The organism is Microbispora bryophytorum (assembly GCF_043197435.1).
GTDB lineage: Bacteria > Actinomycetota > Actinomycetes > Streptosporangiales > Streptosporangiaceae > Microbispora > Microbispora bryophytorum.
This window is the reverse complement of sequence record NZ_JBICTF010000002.1, coordinates 909,924-931,651: the sequence shown is the minus strand read 5'-3', so window position 1 is coordinate 931,651 and position 21,728 is coordinate 909,924. Positions and strand designations below refer to the sequence as shown.

Annotated in this window: 22 protein-coding genes; 10 read left to right on the top strand and 12 right to left on the bottom strand. The window is 65.9% G+C overall.

Going from position 1 to position 21,728, the window contains the following annotated elements; all coding sequences use genetic code 11:
• Positions 1 to 52 precede the first annotated feature (52 nt).
• The 10 genes from ACGFIB_RS09365 to ACGFIB_RS09320 all read left to right on the top strand — a co-directional run bounded on the left by ACGFIB_RS09365 (position 53) and on the right by ACGFIB_RS09320 (position 10,937).
• Positions 53 to 1,003, top strand: coding sequence for a Gfo/Idh/MocA family protein (locus tag ACGFIB_RS09365; RefSeq protein WP_393369967.1), 951 nt, complete (start codon positions 53 to 55; stop codon positions 1,001 to 1,003).
• Positions 1,004 to 1,050: 47 nt separating this feature from the next.
• Positions 1,051 to 2,208: a radical SAM protein gene (locus tag ACGFIB_RS09360; RefSeq protein ID WP_393369965.1), complete on the top strand. Its 1,158-nt coding sequence runs from the start codon at positions 1,051 to 1,053 to the stop codon at positions 2,206 to 2,208.
• Between the two features lie 14 nt (positions 2,209 to 2,222).
• Positions 2,223 to 3,392 carry a radical SAM protein gene (locus ACGFIB_RS09355; RefSeq protein ID WP_393369962.1) on the top strand — a complete coding sequence of 390 codons (1,170 nt, stop codon included), beginning with the start codon at positions 2,223 to 2,225 and terminating at the stop codon, positions 3,390 to 3,392.
• On the top strand, positions 3,389 to 4,504 hold the full coding sequence (locus tag ACGFIB_RS09350; protein ID WP_393369959.1) for an FAD-dependent oxidoreductase: 1,116 nt from the start codon (positions 3,389 to 3,391) through the stop codon (positions 4,502 to 4,504). The genes ACGFIB_RS09355 and ACGFIB_RS09350 overlap by 4 nt, the downstream gene beginning before the upstream one ends.
• Positions 4,504 to 5,199: a WbqC family protein gene (locus tag ACGFIB_RS09345; protein ID WP_393369956.1), complete on the top strand. Its 696-nt coding sequence runs from the start codon at positions 4,504 to 4,506 to the stop codon at positions 5,197 to 5,199. Before ACGFIB_RS09350 ends, ACGFIB_RS09345 begins: the two co-directional genes overlap by 1 nt.
• Entirely contained in the window at positions 5,196 to 6,296 is a 1,101-nt protein-coding gene (locus ACGFIB_RS09340) for a DegT/DnrJ/EryC1/StrS family aminotransferase (RefSeq protein WP_393369954.1), read from the top strand. The genes ACGFIB_RS09345 and ACGFIB_RS09340 overlap by 4 nt, the downstream gene beginning before the upstream one ends.
• 11 nt (positions 6,297 to 6,307) lie before the next feature.
• On the top strand, positions 6,308 to 7,015 hold the full coding sequence (locus ACGFIB_RS09335) for an NTP transferase domain-containing protein (RefSeq protein ID WP_393369951.1): 708 nt from the start codon (positions 6,308 to 6,310) through the stop codon (positions 7,013 to 7,015).
• Positions 7,012 to 8,160: an undecaprenyldiphospho-muramoylpentapeptide beta-N-acetylglucosaminyltransferase gene (murG, locus tag ACGFIB_RS09330; RefSeq protein WP_393369949.1), complete on the top strand. Its 1,149-nt coding sequence runs from the start codon at positions 7,012 to 7,014 to the stop codon at positions 8,158 to 8,160. Before ACGFIB_RS09335 ends, murG begins: the two co-directional genes overlap by 4 nt.
• 556 nt (positions 8,161 to 8,716) lie before the next feature.
• Positions 8,717 to 9,115 carry an effector-associated constant component EACC1 gene (locus ACGFIB_RS09325; RefSeq protein WP_393369946.1) on the top strand — a complete coding sequence of 133 codons (399 nt, stop codon included), beginning with the start codon at positions 8,717 to 8,719 and terminating at the stop codon, positions 9,113 to 9,115.
• A complete protein-coding gene (locus ACGFIB_RS09320) occupies positions 9,051 to 10,937 on the top strand; it encodes a caspase, EACC1-associated type (RefSeq protein ID WP_393370062.1) in 1,887 nt (628 codons plus the stop codon). The genes ACGFIB_RS09325 and ACGFIB_RS09320 overlap by 65 nt, the downstream gene beginning before the upstream one ends.
• 113 nt (positions 10,938 to 11,050) lie before the next feature.
• Here the strand turns inward: ACGFIB_RS09320 and ACGFIB_RS09315 are convergent, their stop codons facing one another.
• The 12 genes from ACGFIB_RS09315 to ACGFIB_RS09260 form a co-directional block, all read right to left on the bottom strand.
• Positions 11,051 to 13,555, bottom strand: a complete 2,505-nt coding sequence (locus ACGFIB_RS09315; RefSeq protein ID WP_393369943.1) for a tetratricopeptide repeat protein — start codon at positions 13,553 to 13,555, stop codon at positions 11,051 to 11,053.
• On the bottom strand, positions 13,555 to 13,986 hold the full coding sequence (locus ACGFIB_RS09310) for a pilus assembly protein TadG-related protein (protein ID WP_393369940.1): 432 nt from the start codon (positions 13,984 to 13,986) through the stop codon (positions 13,555 to 13,557). The genes ACGFIB_RS09315 and ACGFIB_RS09310 overlap by 1 nt, the downstream gene beginning before the upstream one ends.
• Positions 13,983 to 14,402: a TadE/TadG family type IV pilus assembly protein gene (locus tag ACGFIB_RS09305; protein ID WP_393369937.1), complete on the bottom strand. Its 420-nt coding sequence runs from the start codon at positions 14,400 to 14,402 to the stop codon at positions 13,983 to 13,985. Before ACGFIB_RS09305 ends, ACGFIB_RS09310 begins: the two co-directional genes overlap by 4 nt.
• Positions 14,399 to 14,791, bottom strand: a complete 393-nt coding sequence (locus ACGFIB_RS09300; protein WP_393370059.1) for a TadE family protein — start codon at positions 14,789 to 14,791, stop codon at positions 14,399 to 14,401. Before ACGFIB_RS09300 ends, ACGFIB_RS09305 begins: the two co-directional genes overlap by 4 nt.
• Positions 14,792 to 14,799: 8 nt before the next feature.
• On the bottom strand, positions 14,800 to 15,012 hold the full coding sequence (locus tag ACGFIB_RS09295) for a hypothetical protein (RefSeq protein WP_393369934.1): 213 nt from the start codon (positions 15,010 to 15,012) through the stop codon (positions 14,800 to 14,802).
• A gap of 11 nt (positions 15,013 to 15,023) precedes the next feature.
• The gene (locus tag ACGFIB_RS09290; protein ID WP_393369931.1) at positions 15,024 to 15,863 is read right to left on the bottom strand and encodes a type II secretion system F family protein; all 840 of its coding nucleotides are present in this window, start codon (positions 15,861 to 15,863) and stop codon (positions 15,024 to 15,026) included.
• Positions 15,860 to 16,726 (bottom strand): type II secretion system F family protein, encoded by an 867-nt coding sequence (locus tag ACGFIB_RS09285; RefSeq protein WP_393369928.1) that lies wholly within the window; start codon positions 16,724 to 16,726, stop codon positions 15,860 to 15,862. Before ACGFIB_RS09285 ends, ACGFIB_RS09290 begins: the two co-directional genes overlap by 4 nt.
• Complete coding sequence (locus ACGFIB_RS09280; RefSeq protein WP_393369925.1) at positions 16,723 to 18,126, bottom strand: CpaF family protein; 1,404 nt, start codon at positions 18,124 to 18,126, stop codon at positions 16,723 to 16,725. Before ACGFIB_RS09280 ends, ACGFIB_RS09285 begins: the two co-directional genes overlap by 4 nt.
• Complete coding sequence (locus tag ACGFIB_RS09275) at positions 18,123 to 18,899, bottom strand: hypothetical protein (RefSeq protein WP_393369922.1); 777 nt, start codon at positions 18,897 to 18,899, stop codon at positions 18,123 to 18,125. The genes ACGFIB_RS09280 and ACGFIB_RS09275 overlap by 4 nt, the downstream gene beginning before the upstream one ends.
• Entirely contained in the window at positions 18,900 to 19,520 is a 621-nt protein-coding gene (locus ACGFIB_RS09270; RefSeq protein WP_393369919.1) for an SAF domain-containing protein, read from the bottom strand.
• A gap of 66 nt (positions 19,521 to 19,586) precedes the next feature.
• Entirely contained in the window at positions 19,587 to 20,372 is a 786-nt protein-coding gene (locus tag ACGFIB_RS09265; RefSeq protein ID WP_393369917.1) for a hypothetical protein, read from the bottom strand.
• Entirely contained in the window at positions 20,351 to 20,620 is a 270-nt protein-coding gene (locus ACGFIB_RS09260; protein WP_393369915.1) for a hypothetical protein, read from the bottom strand. The genes ACGFIB_RS09265 and ACGFIB_RS09260 overlap by 22 nt, the downstream gene beginning before the upstream one ends.
• Positions 20,621 to 21,728 lie beyond the last annotated feature (1,108 nt).

Genomic DNA, 21,728 nt, shown 5'->3' with positions numbered 1-21,728 from the left:
CCCGCCTCTCACTCCTGTCAGCTGTACGAATTCTCGAACTGGCGGTTCGGCGATGAAGAGAACTCTCCGGGCGGCGGTCATTGGCCTCGGTTCGGCGGGAAGCGCCCACGCAAGGATCCTGCGTTCGCTGGAACACGTCACCCTGGTCGCCGTGGCGGACACAGAGCCGACACGACTTGGGGAGTTCGACGGCGTACACGCCGTACGCGACATCGACGAGCTGCTGGATCTGGAGCTGGATTACTGCGTTGTCGCCACTCCAACCGCTGAACATGAACGGATCGGACTCGCCCTCGCGACGGCCGGAATCCACGCCCTCATCGAAAGGCCCCTCGCCCCCTCGGTGCCGGCCGCCATGCGCTTGGCGCGGGTCTTCGAGGGCGCGGGCCTGGTCGGCGCCGTGGCTCACATCGAACGGTACGACCCGACGGTGAAGGAGCTGGGTCTGCGCCTGCACCGCGGAGACTTCGGCACTGTCCATCAGGTAGCCGTTCGTAGGCACGAGGGCTGTCCAGAACGCGCCGACGTCATGACGAGCGTGGGGGACGACGTCATCGACCTGGCCATGTGGCTCACCGGCTGCCACATCACATCTGTCGCGGCCAACGTGAGCCATGACGGTGCTCGTCCGTACGAGGACCTCGCCGCGATCCTGCTGCGGCTCAGCGGCGGCGAGATCGCGAACATCGAGGTCAGCCGGACTTCTCCGCATCGGGAGTGGGTGGTCGTCGCGAGAACCGTCGGCGGCTGCGTACTGGCCGACGCAGTGACACGCACCCTCACTCACTATGCCGAAGACAAGACGATCAGTTACGAGGTACCGATCGGCGAGCCGCTCCGAAGCCAGCACGAGGCATTTCGGGACACGCTGCTGGGCCTGCCGAGTGACATCGCGACGTTGCGTGAGGGCGCCGCCGTTGTCGCGGCGACTGAGGCGGTCCTCGCTTCGGCTCGCACGGGTGCCTGTGTCACACCCGCTGATCACCTTCTCACCCCCGCGTGAATGCAGATCTGCCGATCCGTTCGACGCCTTCAGAGAGGACGAGTTACGTGAGCAGGAAGACCCTGCCGCTGCTACCGGCGGACCAGATGATCAATGAGGACGTGGCTACGCTCACGTCGGGAATCCGCACCCTGGCCGAAGAGGTCGGCTACAAGTACGCGGTCATCGAACGAACCCACCGCTTCCGGTTCCTGTTCGACCCGATGCGCCTGCTGGCCCAGGACGCACAGCTACTCGCGTACCTGGACGGCAATAACGCCTTTCCGACGAGTGTCGAGCTCGACCCGAGCAACGTGTGCAACCACGACTGCTCGTTCTGCATCTACCACTCGATGCACTCCGCAGAGCGTGGCGAGCGTCTCGAAACCCCGGTCCTGTTCCGCGTGATCGACGAGCTGGCCGAGCTGGGCTGCCAATCGATCCTCTTCGTCGGTGGCGGAGAGCCGATGACACATCCTGCCGCCGTGGACGCGATCGAGCGGGCCGCTGGACACGGGATGGCGGTCGGCCTGGTCACGAACGGCTCCCGAGTCTTCCCCGAGCACGCCGCTCGACTCAAGCAGGCCGCCACCTACGTCCGGTTCAGCCTCGACGCCGCTGACCCTCGGCTGCATGCCCGCCTGCACCGCAACGACGATCACCACAGGATCATCGCCAACCTGCGCGCGCTGGCCGAGGCCGACGGCCCCTGCACGGTCGGCACCGGGTTCTTCATCAACGAGGTCAACGTCGGCGACATCCTGGCCTGCGGACGGCTGGTGAAAGACTGCGGTGCCGACTACATCCAGTACAAGTCGTACTCCGGAGTCGCCATTGCCCCGGAGCTGCACGAGCGGATGCTTCGGGAGCTGGCCGAAGCCGTCGAGCTGGACGATGAGACCTTCGACGTGCATATCGTGGACCGGATCTTCGACAACGCGGTGCACCAGGTTCGTGGTTACAGCCGCTGCCACTGGCAGGCGTTCAAGCCGGTGATCGGAGCGGACGGCTCGGTGTACCTGTGCGCTCAGAAGCGAACCAGCACCGACGGGATCATCGGCAACGTCAACACCGCCTCGCTGTCGGAGATCTGGCACGGCGAGCAGCGCCGTCAGGTCCTGACCGAGCTCGACCTGAAAACGTGCCCGTTCTGCGTCCACGATCGGCAGAACAAGCTGATTGAGTTCCTCGGCTCCTTCACCGCCCCACATAGAGCCTTCTTCTAGTCACGGAGGTCCTGATGAAGGGATTCGAGCTCATCACGGCAACGGCCAGACCTGCCGGCTACTGGTCAGGGGTCAAAGCCCTCTACGCGGCGGCCGAGGCGAAGGCCGTCGACCCTGACGTCTTCGACGGCGGAATCGCCATCCGGCCCGCACCGTGGTCACTGGAGCTGTACCCGACGATGGCCTGCAACATCGCCTGCGTCCACTGCTACGCCCAGACTCGCAACGAGCAGTACGGATTTGCCGGCATGAGCACCGAGATGATGGATCGCCTGCATGCCTCGATCGCGCGGATGGGTGTGCGGGGCGTCCAGTACTGCGGCGGCGGAGAGCCCACCCTGTGGCGTGGTGGAAGGATCGCCGACTACATAGCGGGGCTGCCGGAGCAGGCCCGCGCCGGCATGGCTTCGAACCTGGTCAAAGGTCATGTCCTCGCCCGCGCCGACGTGTTGGCCAAGATGACGTTCATCGAGGCCGCCGTGTTCGGCTACGACGACGCCACCTATATGGAGGTCGCAGGTGGCCGCGGCGGACACACCGCGATGACCCGCGCCGTACGAGCGATCCTGGACGCCCGGGACAGGGCCGGCCTCGGCACTCCCGTCGTCAACGCCAAGGTGCTGATCAACAACCGCAACTACACCTGGCTGCCCCGCATCTACGACTGGGCGGTTTCGACGGGCTTCGACAACATCCATCTCCGCCTGGTCGACGACTACGAGGGCATCGGCGGGTTCACCCTCGATGACGCCCAACGCGCGGAGTTCCGCGAGCTGCTGAGCACATTCGCGAAGGACCAGGGGATCAGCGCCTGGCTCGACCAGCTCGATCTCATCATGGGCGACAAGGGGGTGGCCGGGGACCATCACTGGTGCTGGACGGTGGCGATCGGGCTGAACTGCTGGGTCCTGGCGAACGGCGAGGTGTACGCGTGCGGACCCCAGTGGGGAAGGCCCGATTACCTCATCGGCACCCTTCAGGAAGACGACCTGGAGGACATCTGGGGAGGTGAACGGCACCGTCAGGTCGCCCAACGGCTCATCGGCTCCATGGCCTCGAGCCGCTGCTTCGCCACCGGCTGCCGACACATCAAGCAGACAATGGCCATCGATGCCTGGCGCGACGGCGCCCTGCCCAGGCCGCCGGCCGACGAGTTCGCCTCTCGCCACGCGTGGTTCCTATGACGTACGACGTGGTCATCATCGGAGCCGGCCTGTTCGGCATCGTCTCCGCTCAGCACCTGGCCGAACATGGTCTGAGCGTCGCACTTGTGGAACGCGACGCGCGGATCGGCGGCCTGTGCCGTTCGGAACGCCACTCCACCGGGATCGAGTTCTGCCCGTACGGCACCCACGTCATGGCCACCGATGACCCCGGCATCTGGCGGTATCTGTCGCGCTTCGCCGACTGGATCGACTATCGGCACACGGTTCACGCCCTGGTCGATGGATATCTGATCCCGATGCCGATCGGGCTCACGGCGATCCGTCACTGTTACGGGCAGGAATTCAACCCCGAAGAGGCGCGTCGGAGCGTGGATCGAGACGCCGCGCCGTACCGGAATCGCCTGCCGGTGACCGTCGAGGACGTCGCGCTGGCCAGCCTCGGTCCGCGGCTGTACGAGATGTTCGTCGCCGCGTACGTGACCAAGCAATGGGGTGTGCATCCGTCCCAGCTTGATGCCGCAGTCTTCACCAGCCGCTTCGCGATGCGTTTCGACGACGAGGACGGCTATCACCGGCGGCGGTTCGAAGGACTGCCCGCCGACGGCTACGGGGCGATGTTCACCCGCATGGTCAGCTCCCCACTGATCGACCTGTACGTGAGCCATCGAGGGCCGTGGCCGCGTTCACGGCACGCCTGCGTCTATACCGGACCGCTCGACGCCTACTTCGGCCACCGGTACGGCAAGCTGGCACGCCGACGAGTCGCCCTGAATTGGCGTGAGGCCAACCAGGTTCCCGGCGTTCCGGTGACGACGCACGCCGATGCGGCTACTCCTCACTACCGCACGCATCGGCCCGACCTGCTGCCCTGGAACCAGGCTTCTGCTGTAGCCCTGGTCGGGACCGAGCGAGCGGGCGACGGGGAGCATGTCGTCGAATTCGTGCTGCGCACCCCTGCCAACACGGCGCTGATACGCCGTTACCGAGAACTGTCCGACGCCACCACCGGCGTGGTGTTCGCCGGCCGAGGCGCGGGCGCCGACTTCTACCTCGACATGGGGCAGACGGTCGCTGCGGCGCTCAGCTGCGCCCATCAGCTCGTCTCGCGGGCCGGCAAGGAGATCGCCTGATGGGCCTCGTCGTCGCGATTCATCAGCCTCACTACCTGCCATATCCGGGGTTCTTCGACAAGATGCGGCGTGCCGACCTGTTCGTCTACCTCGACCACGTCGCATTCACTCCTGGATGGCAGAACCGCAACTACATCAAGACCAGCACCGGTCGTACGCGGCTGACCGTTCCCGTCGCGCGCCGCTCTCGCGGCGGTCCCATCCGCGGGGCTTCCATCGCGCCAGGAGCCGACTGGCAGAGGCGGCATGAGGCCACGGTCCGGCAGGCCTACACACGAGCCCTCCATCTGGACATGTGCACGGAGCTGCTCGGCCTGCTGTACCACCACCCGTGGACCAACCTCGGCATGCTGAACCTGGCCTGCGATCTCCATCTGACCCGGATGCTCGGCATCACCACGCCGTGGGTGCTCAGCAGTAGCCTCGGTGCGTTCAGGCAGAAGAAAACCGCCCTCCTCGCGGAGATCTGCCGCCGTCTCGGGGCGGCCACCTACCTCGCGGGCGACGGCTGCGCGTCATACCTCGACCCTGAGGTCCTGGAGGTGGCGGGGATTGAACTGCGCTGGCAGGGCTATCGCCCACCGCGCTATCCCCAGCTCCACGAGGGCTTCCTGGACAACCTGAGCGTCCTCGACCTGCTGATGAACTGCGGTTCGCAGGCTGGGCGGATCCTCACGTCAGGGGAGCAGGCATGACGAAGATCGAGTCCTGGAGGACGCTCGTCCTGCCGGAGGTCCGCGACGCCATCAGCGATGACGTCGCGAGGATCATCGACTCAGGTCTACTTCGTGGTGGTCCGCATACGAGAAGGCTGGAGGAGCGTCTCGGCGTCGACTGGAACCGCCATGCCGTTGTCGTCGGGAGCGGGATGGACGCCCTCGAACTCATCCTTGAGGACCTCGACCTCGTGGGCCGCCCGGTCCTGGTCCCGGCCAACTGCTTCGTCGCGATCCCGGGTCTTGTCGCCAGGCTCGGCCGTGTTCCGGTGCCAGTACCCGTCGATCCCGTACGGCTCGCTCCGCTCATCGATCCAGGCACCGTCGACGGGCGGGCGGTGGTGATCTGGATTCACCACGGTGGGATGGTCGGTGGACACGCCGAGGCTGCCATCGGCGCGCTTCGCGCGCGAGGGTGCCTGGTGATCGAAGACTGTGCCTATCTCCTCCCCGGCCCAAGGCCCGGATCCGGGCCAGGGGCCTGGGGAGATGTCACGATCATGTCGTTCGCGCCGACGAAACCGATCTGCGGGAGCGGCGGCGGAGCCGTACTGACGCGCGATGAGCTTCTCGCCAAGCGAATCGCCGCCCGTCGTTCGCACAGCGGGCAGGAACACCGATGGGCGGTCGGTGACAGCATTTACCGCTTCCGGGGGATGAGCGAGATCGAAGCGGTGATCGCCTATCACCAGTGGGAGCAGCGTGAACTTCTACGTGCCTGCCTGCAGTGCGTCGCGGAGACCTACCAACAAGCTCTCCCCCCGGCCGTCGTGATGCCGGGCCGTACCCCTCAGGCCACCCAGAGCCGCTACGCCGTTCACCTTCCGCACCCGATGCCTGACCTACGGGAAAGGCTCGCGAGGCATGGGGTCGCCAGCACGGTCATGTTCGACCGGCCGTGGTTCGACTACCCGACCCTCGCGGTCCACCAGGGCGAAGAGGGCTGGGGTGAGGTTCGGGACTTGCTGGTGCGTACGCTGTTCCTCCCCTTCCATCCCTCGCTCAGCACAGCCGACTGCATGACCGTGGCGGACGCCCTGAAGCACTGCCTTCTGGCAGAAGACCTGGAGAGGTGAAAGACCAGCTTATGATCGCCATCCTGCTCGCCGGAGGCAGTGGCACCCGCCTCGGCCGCGACAAGGCGACCGTTCGGTTGGGCGGCGAGACCTTGCTGCAACGACACATGCGCCAGGCTGCCCGCGCGGGGGTTCACCGCTTCCTGGTCATCGCGAATCCGGGGAACCTGCAGCAAATCAAGGCGGACGTCGCTGCCACCGGTTATCGCGACGTCAAGGTTTGCTTGCAGGAGGGCCTCACCGCGGATGGTGCCGCACTCACCGGACTGCGGCGTGTCCGTACGGCCGGCTCCGTGTTCGTGAGCGGGATCACCGACATGGTCCCCGACGACACCTATGAGCGGCTGGCCGCCTGCCCGTCGCCGATCGCTGTGACAACCGCGGTGCTCCAGAGCACCTTCATCGGCGGCATGCTCACCCTCGGCCCCGATTTCCGCGTCACCAGAATCGTCGAGCGCCCTGCCGGCGGCTGCCCGCCTGGAGCCTGGGCCAACATCTGGGTTCACCGCATCAACGGCACCCGCCTCGTCCGAGAGCTGACTGCCACGCTTGCGGACTTGGGGTACTACGAGGTCTCCATGAGCGTGTTGTTCGCCCGCGGACACCAGGGCATGGCCGTACCCGTGGAACAGTGGGTGCCGATCAAGACCCCCGAAACGATCCACCAGGCCGGTGCTCGCTTCGGCCTTGCCGTACACAAGGAGGAGACGACCGCATGACAGCCGCGCGGAAGATCCGGATGCTCGTAACCGGAGGCGGGACCGGCGGACACACCTACCCCGCGCTCACGACCATCACGGCCGTCCGCCAGCACGCCGCGGCGCAAAGCCGCGGTGTGGATGTGCTGTGGGTCGGTACGGCAGACGGCCTGGAAGCGCGGATCGCCGCGGAGCACCACATCCCGTTCAAGGCGATCAGCGCGGGCAAGGTCAGACGCTCACCCAGCCTCCGTGAGCTCGGCCAGAACGTGATCGACCTCTTCAAGATCCCGATTGGCGTTCTGCAGGCGGCCGGCATAGCCGCCCGCTACCGGCCCGATGTGGTGTTGTCGACGGGAGGGTACGTCAGCGTGCCCCTCGGCCTCGCCGCTCGCCTTCTCGGCCGTCCTCTGGTCATGCACGAGCAGATCACCTCACTCGGCCTCGCCAACAGCATCCTGGCTCGCGTGGCCACGACGGTCGCTCTCACCCACCCCACCTCCATCGACCACCTCCCTGCGCGGGCCCGCGCACGAGCCGTGGTCACGGGCAACCCCATCCGCCCCCAGCTCCTGCGCGGAAACCCCGCCCGGGCGCACGAGCGGTATGGCCTAGCCCCGGATCTGCGGCTCGTCTACGTGACCGGCGGCGCCCAGGGCAGCCGGCAGATCAACACCCTGATCGAGCGGATACTGCCCACGCTGCTTACGCATGCCCAGGTGCTTCACCAGTGCGGCCGGGACTGGATCGGCCATCTCACCGAGGTCGCCGCCGACCTCCCTGCCGAGGTCGGCGAGCGCTACCACCCCACGGCGTACGTCAGCGAGGAACTGCCCGATGTGTATGCCGCTGCGGACGTCGTCGTCTCCCGCAGCGGCGCGGGAACCGTTGCCGAGCTGGTCGCGGTCGGGAAGCCGTCCGTCCTCATCCCCCTCGTCCCCGCCGCCGGAGACGAACAGCGCAACAACGCCCGCTACCTCGTCGGTGCCGGAGCCGCTCGCGCCCTACTCGAACCCGACCCGAGCCCTCAGCAACTCCTGGCCGAACTCGACAAACTTCTCTCCGATCCCGGCCTCCGGGCGCGCATGACCGTTGCCGCCAAAGCCCTAGGCCGACCCGACGCCGCCGACGCCCTTGCCAACGTCATCCTCGGCCAAGCGAAGTAACCTCCACTCGGATCGTAGGGCGGAGGCATCGAAAGACGAGAACCGCGACCTGATGGTGTATGGGTATTGGCGCGGAAAGTAGTCGTACACCTACGGTATGCAGATTGGCTGGTGACTCGACTTCGCCCTCCGATACTTCTCTGAGCCCTCGAACCCGTGGAAAAACGAGTACCAGGCCGCCTGAGTTGGCGGGGGCTAGCCGCGATGCAAGCGAGCCCAGCGCCTCAGTAGACACCACGACGCCCTCTGCAGCTGGACCCGCTGGCATACGGTCCTGGCGACGGCGGCGCTCGGCGAGGTTCTGGTAGCGGGTCTGCTCTCCTGCGAGCTGCATTCGGACAGGAAGCAGGGATCAGTGGAGGGCGGCCTCCCACCTCGACGTTTCGTCGGGATATGGCTTCGTCGTGCACCCGGACCCTGAGGCGGGGAGGGGCTCAAGCCGACAATGTTGCGGGTTGGCCAAGCCACTTCACGCGAAGGCGATCTCCTGAAAAAATCTCGATTCGGAACGTTCCCCTGCTTCGGCGGGCGCGCCTACACAAGCTAAGGAGCGTGTGTGAAGGCACAAATCCGAGTCCACGCCGCTGATGTGGTGAGTGAGATCATCTCGCTGACCAACTGGCTGAACTCCCAGCGCGAGCTGCAAGGCCGGGTTCGGAGTGTGCGCCGCCCACTGCAGCCAGAGGAGCTTGGCGGGATCATCGAACTGCTAACGGTGACCCTGAGTTCCAGCGGGGCAGGGATCGCACTAGCCCGAGCGCTGACCGCGTGGCTGGCCAACCGGCATTCCGACGTAAGCATCACCGTCACCACTGACGACGGCACCGTCACTGTAGAAGCCAAGCGAGTCAGCAATCCGCTACCGCTGCTAGAAAAAGTCCTTGAACAGGATGTCACCCGTCGGCCTGCGGTTTCCGATCACGCGCCCGGGAACACAGGCGGCGATGAGGCTTGATTCGCAGTGGGCGGGTTGCCGCGCGATCCTGATAGGTGTCTCCGCCTACCGAGACGATAATTACACTGATATTCCCGCGGCAGCCAACAGCCTGAAAGGCATGTACGAGGTACTGACTGATCCAGAGTTGTGTGGCTGGCCAGAAGCGCGGGTGGAGGTCTTGGCCAATCCAGTCGACAACCGGGCAGTGGCCAAGTTGATCCGGCGACTGGCCCAGGAGACCAGCCAGGTATTCCTGCTCTACTACGTAGGCCACGGTACCCTTACCCCACGAGGGGACCTGTGCCTGACCCTTGCTGACACCGAAGCCGATGCCCCCGACCTGACGGGCCTGGAATACAACCGCGTCCGGGAGGCGTTCCGTGACAGCTTAGCCCTAGTGAAAGCCTCTATCCTGGACTGCTGTTACTCAGGGCAGGTCATTCGGGCTGAAACACTCGCTGACCCGGGTGCGATACTCGCTGACGCATCTGATGTTCGCGGCGTCTATACGCTGACCGCGGCTGATTTGGCAGCGCATGTTCCGCCCCCTGATTTGCAGGTCGGCGCGTGCACATCCTTCACTGGCGAATTACTGGATCTGGTACGCACTGGGATCCCCGGCCAACCCGATCCGCTCACTCTAGGCACCCTGTATCTTGCACTGCGTCGTCGCTTGCGCGCTCGCGGGCTCCCCGATCCAAATCAGCGAGGCACCGACACCGCACATAGTTTCCCCTTCACCCGTAACGCGGCTACCATTCACCTAGACTGCACAGTCGCTGCCGACCCTTTGCAGCGCTCTAGTCAGGCTACTCTTAAGAATACTTCTCAAGCTGTTCCCCTTAATGCCCGGTCGGCATCAACTATTAAGCCGATGCTGACTCGGCGTCGTGCCATAATTTCCTTGACTGCTGCGGCCATCGCAGCAGGAGTCAGTACAGTGATTCCCCTCTTGGCGGCTGATTCCGTCACCGGAACCACAGACACACCGAGAACTAGCAGCTCATTCGCAACCAGAAGTGCGGTGACTAGGTCTCCCGATTCGACTGTTACAAGTTCGGCAGTGTTATCACCTCTTGCGATCAGCTCTGATGGCAAGACCCTTGTCGGTACTGATGATACTGGCACCCTCTACGTGTCGGATTTGGGCAGTAGCAGAAAGCTTAAGGAAAAAGTGGGCGCTGTCACTGCAGCCGCGCTTAGCCCTGATGGCATAAAGCTGGCCACTGCCGGTAGCGCCGGGATCATAGACTTGTGGAACACTCGCACCGGATTGTCGTACGATATACTCGTCGGTCACTCTCGCTCGGTTGTTGCGCTTCAATTTAGCCAGGATGGCACCTCTCTAGTCAGTGCGAGTCGTGATGGTACGGTAAGAACATGGCGTTTACCGGCAGGTACGGCCGTGGCAGGGTGGGGTATGGCCGACCCTCTATACCGAGGGGTCAGACCCGAAAAGGTCGCAGTCAGTCCTGATGGTAAAAGTATCGCCTTTTCTGTCGGTCAGAAGGTCCAGGTGTGGAACGTACGCGCCAACCGTACCCTCGCGACCTGCGCCGTCAGACCCGTCTCCGTCAAGGCGATCGCATTCCATCCTAATGCGGAAATAGTTGCCTTTTCGAGCGGAGCGAAGATTTATCTGTGTGACGTCAAGACCGGCGAAACGATCGGCCCTCCCCTTGAAAGCGATATTGGAAGTATCGACCTAATCGCCTTTTCTGATGCCCTGAAAGGGGAAAACATGCTTAGAAGCGGGAGGGAATTGTTCGGAGCTAGTCGCGGAAGCGTACAGCGCTGGCCGGACATAGACATCAGAACCACTTTTGGGCGGTTTGGCTGAGCCTGCAGCCGCACCCGAACACCCTCTCCGGCGTTGTAGAGGTTAAGGGCTTATATTGCGGGGCCGGAAGTCCCCGGGCGTGGTCGCTTGAGAAAGGGGGCGTCAGGGCTGCCCTAACCGGTGAATAGCGTAGCAAGAGCTTTCTCTGTTCTTGGGCTGGACGGAATTCCTAGGCCGGTTTGGTGCTGGCGGAGCAGCTTGGCGGTCCTCCGCGCGTCGTCTCTGCGTCTAAGGCTCAGTTGCAGGCGGATGATGTGGAGGTACGTCTCCTCGGTGTCGGGATCCAGCGCGCGAGCTCTCTCCAGGGCATTCAGTGCCTGCTCGGGATCGCCGTCCCCGCACAGTTCGGCGAGTTGGCTCAGGACGTCGGCCTGAGAACGGGTAAGAGGGTAGCGGTGCTCGTCGAGCCACTCTGTCTCCAGGCCGTGCGCCAACTCCCCGCTGCACGAGTCCGCGGCCTTCTGGAGCGCCGACAGCTTGGCGCCAGGCTCGGAGGCCGCTTTCAGTTCCTCCAGAGCCGCCTGATAATCCCAGAGATCGACGCTGACCAGTGCTGGATCGATGCGGTAGGTCGCGCCGTCCTGAGTGGTCGATGCATTGATGAATGGCGCCCGCTTCCGATCGGGATTCTCATAGCCAGTGGCAGTGACCAGCGCATTTCGAAGATGTCGCAGTGTGTTGTGAACGTCCTTGCCGGTTTCGTCCGGCCACAGGGCTGTCGTGAGCTGGTCGCGAGTGACTCCTGAAGGATGGAGAGCGAGATACACGAGCGCGTTGAGCTGAAGCCAGCCCAGCTCAAGCGGCTTCGACCGACCGCGCACATGGATGGTGGGAGGGCCCAGCACCGAAAGGCGAACTAACTGCGGGCCAACCGAGACTTCGGGGGCTGAGCTCTGCGACGGCTCTTCCACGACGACCGCCGGCTCCTCCTCTCGCAGTAGCTCTCGCAGATGCGCTGCGGCTTCGTCCTCGGCGATGTGGAAGAGATCGGCACCGGAGATCGCGTCGGCGAGCTGGCCCTCGACCTTGACGACCTGGTGATCCTCGCTGATGTCGCAGGTCGTGCCGCATGGCCAGTCGCCGAGGAGCAGTGCGGCGACTCCTGTCGTCGAGGAGGTGACGAGGGGAGCGGAGACCCGGTCGAATACTTCATCGTCGACTTCGGCTATGAGGACGATGGTCGGTAGAACCTCTCCGGGATCCCGATCGCGCAGTTCCTCGATGTTGCTCGCCTCGCGTTCGAGCAGCATGCGCTTCCTCGTGAAGTACGTCTGCTCGAAGTGCTGGAGCGCGGCATCCGCTGTGGGCGCGACCATCAGGCCAGGTAGCGAGTCGCCCATCGCGCCCAGTTCCTCTGCCGGAATCCCGGAGATGCACTCCGCCAGCTCACTGCACACCACGACCTCGATGCGGAAGTTGCTCGACTGCCGGACCATGTCGACCAGGAGGTAGCGGGCGACGTCCTGGGCGCCGTCTCCGGTAAGGCTGAGCCCGGGGCCAGTGAATGCGATCCCGACAGGAGACCCGTCGGCGCGCCTTCCGATGGGGAGGTTCTGTGGCACGTCGATCGAGTGCGTGTCGCGCAGGAGTTCGATGTCAGAGGGAGGTTGCTCGCCGCGCTGGGTGAAACTGCGCACGTGAGCGCGGCGGACTTCGGCCACAGCAGGATCTGGCTTCGGCTCAGGCGTGACGACGACGGGATCGGATGCCGGCGGCGGGGTGTGACGCCGACGCCGACGCAGCCGGTTGGCCACGTATGCCGTGCTGATGCCCGCCGCATAGCCCAAGGCCACAAGAGAGCCTGACTCCAGTTCGACGGCACTGCGGCCGTCCTGTTCCACAGAGCCGTGAACCGGCGGCGGAGCGGACCCTGTCAGCTCATGCCCGCCCTCGACGTGGACAGCAGGAGGCTGAGAAGCGGGCCTCGTCGCCTGTTGGTTTTCCAGAGGGTGGGACGCGTCGCGCTCAGGCTTTCTGACCTGGTGCGGGAGCCGAAGCTTCCAACCAGGGTGGATGACCGATGGATCGGTGAATCTGTGCCTGTCGGGCTGGGCGGAGCCGGCGTTAATCTTCCATATCTGTTTCCACCGTCGCGGGCTGCCCAGCTTGTCGTCGGCGATCTCCCACAGGCTGTCGCCCTGCTTCACCTGATAGACGGGCTCCTGCGCCGGGGACGGCTCGTCCGAGACGACGTCACCACCGAGAGCGTGCGATGGTGCCATGGTGACGACAGGCGGTGGAGTCGCCTCCGCCGCCATCGCCGCTGGAGCGGTGGCGACGAGCGAGGCGGAAGCCACGAGATAGGCAGCCAGACGCTGCAGCCCACCCAGACCCGGCAACCGAGGGACGAACCTTGCCCCGGTGAGCCGAGCACCGATCTCGCAGAGCACCGAGAGCGAGAACGCCGCCCACGCTCCCCAGGTGACGAGCTTCAGGACGGCGATGAACAGGGTGCCGTCATCCCGAGCGGTCAGCCTCTCACCAACCTCCTGAACAGTGGGGATGTGATCAGGGAACGGGGAGCCCGCGAGTCGGTAGAAGAGGATCGGAAACCCGACAACGATGTAGGTGAGTGCGATCGTCGCGGCCAGCGCGCGTAGCAGGCGGGACAGCGTCATCAGTTCGGCCTTTCGACGCCGGAGACGAGGTCAGCGGTGGCGGTTGCAGTCATGGACACCGAGGAGAGACCGACCAACGAGAGCAGCCACGTCCGTTTGGTGACCGTGATGCGCACCCGGATCGAGCCGGGGCCTGTGATCGCCGCGGTCCCGGGGCGGCCTGAAGCTCGGATGTATGCCTGAGCTGCGCGTACGGCGGCGCTGCGATCGATAGTGAACTCTCGGCCCTCGTAGGCGGCACGGCGGTCGATCTGTCCTGCTCCGGCGCGGGCCGCTTCCTCGGCGATGCCCACTGCTTCCCAGCCGGCCCGCAGCTTGGCGCCTCCGTCCACGGAGAGGCCGACGAAGAGCATGAGAACCACGATGAAGATGAGCGCGTACGGCGTGATCGACCCGCGCTCTGCCTCGGGAGCGAAGAAGAGGGTCCTCATGCTTCCCTCCCTCGGTACGGATCAAGCGGGCTGGTAAAGGTGGCACGGCGCGCGACGCTGCCCGGCAGGCCGGGGAAGACGACGTCATCCAGTGGTACGGAGCACGAGACCGTCGCGGACACGTTCGCGGGGCTTCCCACCGGCTGGCTGAACCCCGAAGTGCTCACGCGAACGCTTACCGAGACGCACCGGACACCTTGGCTGCTCAACGACTCGCGGGCGCTCGCCTCAGCCCGTCTGCCAGCCTCGGCGGCGGACCGCGCGATGGACGCCTGGCGGGCGGCGTCGCGCGCTGCCGCCTCTACCGCTGCGCTTGCGACCGTGATCCTCCCGCCGGTCACGCCAAGGAGGATGACCAGAAAGATGGCTGTGATGGCGAGCATCGCCTCCACCGTGGCGCTGCCGCGGTCGTTCATGACGCCTGCCCTGGCGTGGTGAAGCGCTCGACAGCTCCGGCGGCCTCCTCCGAAACCTGGATCGACGGCAGGAACGGGACGAGCGAGAGTGCCTGCCCCTGGACCGTGATCCGTACGGTCGTCGCATCTCCGCGGCTGCTGGAACCGATGGAGTGCAGGAACCCGCCGGCTGTCCTCTCGGCGTAACTTCTGGCCACGCTGGCGCCGGCCGTACGGGAACCGCCGTCGGCGCGCGCGGCCCGTACGCCTTGCTGAGCGGCGGCGAGAGCGACCGACTGGGCGAAGAACAGCAGGCAAAGCTGCATGCAGACGAGAATCGTGAGCATGACGGCTGGCAGCGCGATCATCACTTCCGCGGAGACGGATCCCTGATCGTTCCTGCACCTCACAATGCGGGTCACAGGTTGATCGAGTTGGCCTTGGAAATGATCTTTGCGGTGACGATGCCCATGACGGTGAGTGCCACCAGCACGAGCGCAGCAATGATGATCATTGCCTCGGCCGACATGGCTCCCCTGTCGGGATCCCGGCGGACCCGTTCGAGCCGCTCCAGCAGGAGCCTCTTGAGAGCGAGCCAGCAGGTGGCCTCGGGTGGCAGGAGAGGGGACATGCGGCATCTCCTCAGCTCATTATTCGGTAGACGGCGGGAAAGCACACGAGCGCCAGGAACCCGAACACCGAGATGCCAATGGCGATGGGCATCTCGCTGGTCCGGCTGTTGGCACGGGCGCGGGCCTCGGACAGCGCGGTAGTGCGCATGGACTGCGCCTTGGCCAGGAGGGTGGACAGCACCTGGGCGCCTTCCGAACCGGCGTCCTCGGCGATGTCGGCAAGCTCGGTCAGCTCCGGAATTCGTACTTCTTCGCCCAGGAGGGCGAGGCCACGCCACGGCTGTTCACCGGCTCGTTTCGCATGCTCCAGGACTTGGGCGATGCGGCGGAACACCCAGCCCTTGCACACCTCGGCTGGCGCTTGGAGGGCCTGGGGCGGCCCGGCTCCGGCGGATCGCTCCAGCGCGACCATGTCGAGGTACGTCGCCAGAGCGGCGCGAAACTCGTGACGGCGCTCCCGGGCCTGGCTCCGAGCGGCGTAGTCAGGGACCAGGGCGAACAGGGCCCCGCACAGTACGCCAGCGCCGGCCGGCACAGCCCAAGGCAGGGGGATGCCCGCGAGCGTACACAGCATGGTCAGGGGGAGAGGCAACACCAAGCCGAACAGCAGAAAGGCGACGCGCTGGAGAGTGAAGCGCTCGACGCTGATGCCGAGAAGCGCCAGGTCCTCGCGCGGGACGGGGAGGCGTGACAGCCGTACGGTGAGCTGGCCGCGAGGACTGGGACGGCGAGCGCCGTCGAGTCGTGCGAGCGCGTCGTTCAGATGGGGAGGCCCGGGAGCCAACTCGGAAACGACGATGACCAGGCCCAGGCCGATCATCGCCCCCGCGGTCACGGCCGGCACGTTCATTGCTGCTTCCCGGGGTCCGTGAGAAAGCGGTGGCCGACAGCGGAGCTGCCGAGCCGATGCAGCCACCACAGGGCCACGCCGTACAGGCCTGCCACCATGGCCAGGACGACCTGTCCGACCGGCGTGCCGAAGGGCGCGACGTAGGACCGTTGGATGATCGCGACAGCCGTGAACGCGACGAGGATGCCGATGATCCAGCGCACAGTCGTACGATGCTCGGCTCGCGCGGCTTCGACCTCCCGGCGGTCGCTCACGTCCTTCGCGACGAGCTGGGCGAGCTGGTGCAGCAGCGCGCTGGCGCCCTTGCCCCGTCGCCGGGCCACCAGGATGAGGGCGGCTGCGATGCGGTCTCCGACCGGATCGTTCAGCTCGTCGGCGAACAGCCGGAGCGCCTGCTCGGTCGGCATCTGGGCGACGCGGAGCCGACGGGCAAGGGAGGAGACCGGTCCGGTGATGGCGGGCGGGAGGTTGCGGGCGGCGCTCTGTTCTAATGCCTGTTCCAGGGCTCGGCCGGCCACCAGCAGATCGGCCAGGCGTCGGGTCCACAGCTCCAGTGCTTCGAGCTTCCGGATCTGCTGAGCGGCGGTGCGGCCAGACACCACCTTCGGTAGAGCGAGTACGGCTACCGCCGTGGCGCATGCGGCAACGGGCCATCCGGTCAGACCGAGAACGGCGACCGCGGCGACGAAGGAAATCACGACAAGCCGCCGCCGAGCGATCAGTGCCCTCCGGATCGCCAGCCAACGGGAAGGAGGTCGCACCGGCTCATCAGGACCCCGTCCGATGAGACTGATGACGATGCAGATCACTCCGCCCAGGACAGCCGATGTACAGAGGCCGGCCAGCAGGGCAGGCGTGTTCACCGCACCTCCCACATGGCGGCGTACGGGTCGAGGAGCGTCGGATCGAAGCCCACGGCCTTGAGCTGGGGAAGGCACTGAGGCGTGATGTCCGGCATCGCACGGCCACCTGGTCCCGTGGGGCTGTAGACGCGGTTACGGCTGGGCAGCTCGCTGTCGGCCGGAGGCATCACCTCGAGGACCTCGGAAACGAAGCGTGTGTTGGTCGCGGGATCCATTCGCAGGTGGACGACCAGGTCGATGGTCTCCCCCGTGTTCAGGTGGATGACCTCAGGGGGAGTCTGGGCACCGACTCCGCGCGTCCAGAGCATGACGATCCGGTTAAAGATCTCTTCGGTCCCGTCCGCGTGGATCGTGCACATCGAGCCCGGGTGGCCGGTGTTCATCGCCTCGAACATTGGGATGATTTCGTCGGCACGCACCTCGCCGACGATGATCCGCTTGATGTGCTTACGCAGGGAGTGCGGGATCAGGTCGTTGAGCGTGACGGCTCCGGCGCCTTCGGAGTTGGCCTGCCGCACTTGGAAGGCGATTACGTTCTCGTGGCGGTGACGCAGTTTGTGCAGGAACAGCTCGTAGTCCGACTCCAGCGTGGCGAGCCGCTCCGCCGGGTCGATCGTCGAGGCCAGCGCGCGCAGCATCGTGGTCTTTCCCGATGCCGTACCGCCGGTGATGACGATGTTCAGCCGGGCCAGCACGGCCGCGCGAAGGAAGCCGTACAGGCTGCGGTTGATGGTGCCGAGCCGGAGCAGGTCGTCGAGGGTGACGTCGACCAGGCGGTGGCAGCGGATGCTCGCGTACGGCCGGCTGGTGACGGCCATGGTGGCGCTGAGCCGTACGCCCACGCCGCCCTCTCCGTCTCCCGGCCGGAGCGCCGTGTTGAGTAGTGGACTTGCGGCCGAGAACTCGCGTGGGTTGTAGCTCTTGTGGAGCGCCCACATCTGGATCATCTTGACCAGCTCGTCGTCGGTGGCGGCGACCGCCGGACCGCGCTCGCAGGTGCCGTCGCTGTAGGTGATCCAGACCTCGTCGCACCCGTTGATGTCGATGCTCTCGACCCTGCTGTCATTGACGTACGGCGTGAGCACGCCAAGCTCGAACCGCTCGTCCAAGACGGCCTGCACGAGCCGGCGCTGGGTCGCGAAGCTCACTGCGACGCCATCCGACAGCCGCTCATGGGACCAGCGCTGCACCGCTGCCTGGATCACCTGTCGAGCAGATTCACGATCCTCGCTGTCCTTGAGGTCGTCGGCGATCGAGGCGGTGATGTCGAGCACGGCTTCCCGGAATGCCTTGTCGTCGAGTTCCTCCGCCGGAGTCGCCGTACGGGGAAGCAGGCCGGGGTCGGCGGGGTCCGTGACGGGCCGTGGAGGCCAGACATCACCAGGCGGCCAGCTGCTCATCGCGCCACCATCCCTTCGGCTGGCTGCGCTCCGGCGAGGTACTGGCGCATCGCATCAGCAAGGAACGACGCCCCACGCATCAACGGTGCCCGGCGGAAGGAGCGCTGTGCCCGTTTGCCGTCCGAGAACACCGCGGCCGACCTCGGGTCGTGCGGGATCCCCGCGATGACGGGCAGGCCATACAGCGCGTCGCTGATCTCTTTGGCGGTGTAATCACCTTCGCCGATCAGGCATAAAGCGACCGGCACCCGGGCGCCCACATAGCGCCCGAGCGCGTCCAGCCTGGGACGGGCATCCGCGACCTGGCGCAGGGAGGGGTGCAACAGCATCAGGGCCAGGTCCGACGCTGCGATCAGTTGCATGGGGGTGTCCGGCCCGCCGATCTGGCCCACGTCCAGCACGACGTCCAGGACTCCCTCGCCGGCCGACATGATCGCCGCCGCGATCGCGTCCCACGCGGTTTCGAGCTGCGCCACGTGGCGCGGGTCTCTCGTTCCGGGGAGCAGGAGCCATTCGCGGGCATCCTGGTCGAGAGAGACGACGTACTTCCACAGGACGGCTGGATCGGGCTGGTGCGCAATGGTCAGGGCGAACTCCAGCAGGCCGCCGGGCAGCCCCTCCATCCGGCCGCCGAGGAATCCCTGAAGGACGCTGCCGCCCTTGGGATCACACTCGGCGAGCAGGGCCCGGCCTCCCCAGGCGTAGGTGACGGCAAGAGCGGTCGTGGTCACGCCTGGGGATCCGCCCGGGCTCATCAGCGCGTAGGTCGCCATTCACCTGCTCCGAGGGTTCAGGACCAGGGCGACCTGACCACTGGCCGCCAGACCGGCGAGCTCCGTGCCTTGCGAGCTGCTCACGATGAGGTCGACGACCATGAGACCGTCGGTGTCCGGCCCCTTGACCTGGTCGACCACCGCCTCGATGACAGGCCTGACAGCCGGTCTGGCGGCGGGGATGGCCTGGTTCTCCGGGGTGGCGAGGACGAGAATCGCGTCCCCGGGATGTAGTCCGCGGGCCGGCAGTCGGCTCGGCTTCACCGCGACGGGCACGAGTTGCTGGCCCACGACGGGGACGATCTGGTCGGTGAGCAGCCTGGGCTGCACGAGCATGCCCGCTACGAGATCCGTCACGGCCTGCTTGCCAATCACCCTGGGCAGATCGCGGGCAGGAACCGTCGATACGAGGTTGTCCACACCCACCGTGGTCGTCGTGACGTCGTTCGCCGTCAACTGCCGGCCAGGGGCCACATCATGTGTCATCACGAGTACCGGCACCCGATTGCTCAAGCCCGTGATCGTCTGATAGCTGATCACTCCGCCGCCGGCCACCACGAGCACGCCGAGGAGCAGCAATCCTCGGCGGCGTTGGCGCGGCTGCGGCGTCAGCTTCGGCACCTGCACCGGAGGGGCGACGCCGTTCTCGGCGTGCTGAGGTGGAGCGGGCATGGGCTTGCGGACCATTCAGGAGCTCCTCTTGATCAATGCCTGGCCTTCGGCGATCCGCAGCGGAAAGGTCGTGGACGTCGTCATCGGCGCCAAAGGTCCGCCGGCACCATCGGAGCCGGTCCACGCGGCCGTCCAGACGACGGAGACGGTCACCTGGTAGTGCGCGCCCGGCTGGCCGGCGCTGGAGCGGGTGAAGAGGTACGAGCAGGCGCTTCTCTGGTCGCCTGCGGACGGGTCGTACGGGGTGCCGGGCCCCTTGCACGTCACTGTGGCCTGTCCCGCGCCCGGACGGATGACCATGGTCGTCGGAGTCGCCGTAACCTCGGCCCACACCGGCCCGGATGTCGCTCGCTTGCTGATCGAGCGCCACTGGCTTCGCTCTGCCCAGAAGAAGTGCGGCAGGCCGACCAGCCCGTCCTTGCCGCGTGGTGGCGCAGTCACGATCCGCGGGGCAGGCGGCTTGACCTGGCCGAGTGCCTGTTGCAGGAGCATCTCTGCCGTAACGGCAGGTGCCGCAGGATCTCCGGGCGTCACGCCCTCGAAGACGTTCCGTTGGCCGTCGGGTCCGTGGTCGCACTGCAAGTAGGTGGCACCGTTCGCGCCGCCGATGGTGTGGCAGTTGACCAGCCCGCCGCCACCGCTACCGCCGCCTCTGGGGGACCGGGCTTGGTGTCCGGCTTCATGGCTGCTGTACGCGACCCAGCCGCTGCCCCATGGGAAGGCTCCGTGGTCGTCCGTGGGGACACCCGGGCCGAAGGCGGTGGCTACGAGGAGCGGGGTCAGGACGAGGGTGGCGTGCACGCCGCCTCCCTGATGCTCAATCCGACGAGGCGCCACCGCCCATCGGCAGACTGCTCCAATTCCGCCTTGATGTTCGCCGTCGAGTTGGCCTTGATGGTGCCGGGGATGAGCTGATGCGTGCGGCGGTCGGCCATGCCGGCCTGGGATGTGTCCTGGCAGTCGATGACCTCGGCACGCTTCCCACCGACGCGCACCTCCTTGACGCGCGGGATGACCTCGCCGTACGGCTCCCACCCTTGCTCCTTCATATGGCGAACGCCATCGAGAAGGTGATTGAGATAGGCATCTCGTACGTAGGGCGCGAGTAATGTGCGTGCCTCATCCGGAGTCAACCGACCTGCTTTGGCGAGCGTTGCCCAGTAATCGGCGTAAGTTTTCAGGATGATCTCGTGCGGCTGACTGAGTGACGGTTGGGCAGCAGACGCATCTGGGGATGGTGAGCTGGGACGAGGTGGCAGGACAGACCCTTCTCCTGCTCCGCAGGCTGGAATTCCAGGCAGCGTTAGGAGAAGGGCGAGAACTCTTAGTTGGCGTCCCAATTGCCGTATCGCCACCACTCCACATCCTTACTCTCAGTGATTGAATGAATGCGATTTGTAGCATAGGTGTGCGGTGAAGCGCTTATCAAGACTCAGTTGCGGAAGCGCCGCCAATCGATCGAGGTTCAGCACCAGGTGCTGTTGCTCTTGATACGGGTATCCCGCGCAGGCATGAAGCGTGGCCTGGTTGGCCTGCAACTGCCGACAGGCTGGGGATTATCGCCGCCTGTGCCGGGAGCACGATGGCGACCAGGACGGGATGCACCGGTAGAGGGACCATCCCCGCGTGCGCGGGGAGCACTACGGCCTGCACAGCTTGCATTCCTGCGGGGCGGGGCCACCCCCGCGTGCGAGGGGAGCACAGGCAGGAGCCTGTCGCTCTTGCTCTCGATCGGGGACCATCCCCGCGTGCGCGGGGAGCACGAGGATCACGACACCACAGAGACCTATCTCACGGGATCATCCCCGCGTGCGCGGGGAGCACGACGTCATCGAATGCATGACGTCGAACAACTGGGGATCATCCCCGCGTGCGCGGGGAGCACGAGGATCACGACACCACAGAGACCTATCTCACGGGATCATCCCCGCGTGCGCGGGGAGCACAGGGCGTCACCCCCGCGGCCCTGGCCGCATCGGGGATCATCCCCGCGTGCGCGGGGAGCACCCGCTCAAGCCGGGCGACAAATTGTGGATCAGGGGATCATCCCCGCGTGCGCGGGGAGCACAGCGCCAGCACCTCCGCCGCCGCCTTCGCCGCGGGATCATCCCCGCGTGCGCGGGGAGCACGTGGCAGACCAGGCCGCGGTTCATGTCC

Coding starts and splice junctions, on each gene's coding strand:
- ACGFIB_RS09260 (WP_393369915.1), bottom strand. CDS start 20,620: ATGAAGGAGCAAGGGTGGGAGCCGTACGGCGAGGTCATCCCGCGCGTC.
- ACGFIB_RS09305 (WP_393369937.1), bottom strand. CDS start 14,402: ATGAACGACCGCGGCAGCGCCACGGTGGAGGCGATGCTCGCCATCACA.
- ACGFIB_RS09335 (WP_393369951.1), top strand. CDS start 6,308: ATGATCGCCATCCTGCTCGCCGGAGGCAGTGGCACCCGCCTCGGCCGC.
- ACGFIB_RS09290 (WP_393369931.1), bottom strand. CDS start 15,863: ATGAACGTGCCGGCCGTGACCGCGGGGGCGATGATCGGCCTGGGCCTG.
- ACGFIB_RS09275 (WP_393369922.1), bottom strand. CDS start 18,899: ATGGCGACCTACGCGCTGATGAGCCCGGGCGGATCCCCAGGCGTGACC.
- ACGFIB_RS09315 (WP_393369943.1), bottom strand. CDS start 13,555: ATGACGCTGTCCCGCCTGCTACGCGCGCTGGCCGCGACGATCGCACTC.
- ACGFIB_RS09345 (WP_393369956.1), top strand. CDS start 4,504: ATGGGCCTCGTCGTCGCGATTCATCAGCCTCACTACCTGCCATATCCG.
- murG (WP_393369949.1), top strand. CDS start 7,012: ATGACAGCCGCGCGGAAGATCCGGATGCTCGTAACCGGAGGCGGGACC.
- ACGFIB_RS09320 (WP_393370062.1), top strand. CDS start 9,051: ATGTCACCCGTCGGCCTGCGGTTTCCGATCACGCGCCCGGGAACACAG.
- ACGFIB_RS09310 (WP_393369940.1), bottom strand. CDS start 13,986: ATGAGGACCCTCTTCTTCGCTCCCGAGGCAGAGCGCGGGTCGATCACG.
- ACGFIB_RS09365 (WP_393369967.1), top strand. CDS start 53: ATGAAGAGAACTCTCCGGGCGGCGGTCATTGGCCTCGGTTCGGCGGGA.
- ACGFIB_RS09350 (WP_393369959.1), top strand. CDS start 3,389: ATGACGTACGACGTGGTCATCATCGGAGCCGGCCTGTTCGGCATCGTC.
- ACGFIB_RS09295 (WP_393369934.1), bottom strand. CDS start 15,012: ATGTCCCCTCTCCTGCCACCCGAGGCCACCTGCTGGCTCGCTCTCAAG.
- ACGFIB_RS09355 (WP_393369962.1), top strand. CDS start 2,223: ATGAAGGGATTCGAGCTCATCACGGCAACGGCCAGACCTGCCGGCTAC.
- ACGFIB_RS09340 (WP_393369954.1), top strand. CDS start 5,196: ATGACGAAGATCGAGTCCTGGAGGACGCTCGTCCTGCCGGAGGTCCGC.
- ACGFIB_RS09280 (WP_393369925.1), bottom strand. CDS start 18,126: ATGAGCAGCTGGCCGCCTGGTGATGTCTGGCCTCCACGGCCCGTCACG.